The 1,142-nt window shown below is 67.0% G+C and carries 1 protein-coding gene; it reads left to right on the top strand.

What is annotated here, in order from left to right; translation table 11 throughout:
* Window positions 1-629: 629 nt before the first annotated feature.
* A partial coding sequence (locus tag AOK17_RS40330) for a DUF6230 family protein (protein WP_055617605.1) occupies window positions 630-1,142 on the top strand: 513 nt, incomplete at its 3' end.

Below are 1,142 nucleotides of genomic sequence, written 5' to 3'. Positions count from 1 at the left end.
CGCCTTCTCCGTACGCGACGGACCGACGGTGGCTGCCGGGAGACTGGCCGGAGGCGTCGATGGACGGCCTCCGGCGCGGGACCGGCGGTAGGGCGACCGGACGCGGCCCAGGAGGGGGGATGCGACCGTGCCGGTGCCATGGAGGAGTGGATGCGGACCGCACGTGCGGTCGGCCGGTCGTGTGTCGGGTCTGTCGACCACGTGACCGGCCTGCCGACCGTGTGACGGGATGGAGCCCGGGAGTCGACGTGCGCCGCAGGACGGATCCGGCGCCACGGATCCGTGCTAACCAGGGAGAGTTGTAGACCTGAGTGATGTTCAACGTCAAGGTCCAGTAAGGAAGTTGACTAATATTCAATGCGCTTGCTCAGTAAGGCAGTTGACGTTGGGTCAGGAGACGAGGGCGACTCTCCACGGCTCCGTCACATCTCCGACTTCCTTTTTCCACAAGATGCTTGACCCTCGTCGCTTACCGGGGGTAACTTCCGTCGCGGTTACTGCTGCGTAACGAGAAAGCCCTTGCGCCCGCCGGGAGGTGTGAGGAGGCGTACGCCGTAGGCGCTGTCCGCGCCAGGACAACGTGCCGCTGAAGCCCTACCCGCACTGATACATGCCCCTGGGAGCAGAAAATGGCCTCGTCCTCGGACGCCACCTCGTCAGCCGGTTCCACCCCCGAGCCCTCCGAAGAGTCAGAAAGCGGTTCCATCTCGGAGAGCCCCGAGGGCGCCGAGAGACGCGGGCGGGTCCGTCTGCGCCGCGCCGCGGTGATGGCGGTGCCTGCCACCGCGGTCGCGGCCGGCCTTATGATCCTGACCGCCCAGGGGGCCCTGGGCGTGCAGTTCGCGATCTCCGGTATGCCGTTCACCGTCACCGCGACCAACCTCGACGGCGAGGGCTTCGCACAGTTCGGCGGTCTCGACCAGATGGCACCGGGCAGCCCGAACGAGGGTGACACCGGCGGCCAGGTCCTGGTGGTGGTCTCCGCGATCAAGAAGGCGACCCTCACCAAGCTCTGCCAGAGCGTCGACCTCGGCGGCACGAACCTGCTCATCAGGGCCGGGGAGGGGAAGACACCGGTGTCCGCGGTCAACCTCACCACCGACTCAACCGAACTGTCGGGTGACGCGGCCTTCGACAACATC

Source organism: Streptomyces phaeochromogenes (genome assembly GCF_001418655.1).
GTDB lineage: Bacteria > Actinomycetota > Actinomycetes > Streptomycetales > Streptomycetaceae > Streptomyces > Streptomyces phaeochromogenes.
This window is presented reverse-complemented; position numbering and strand designations above follow the sequence as displayed.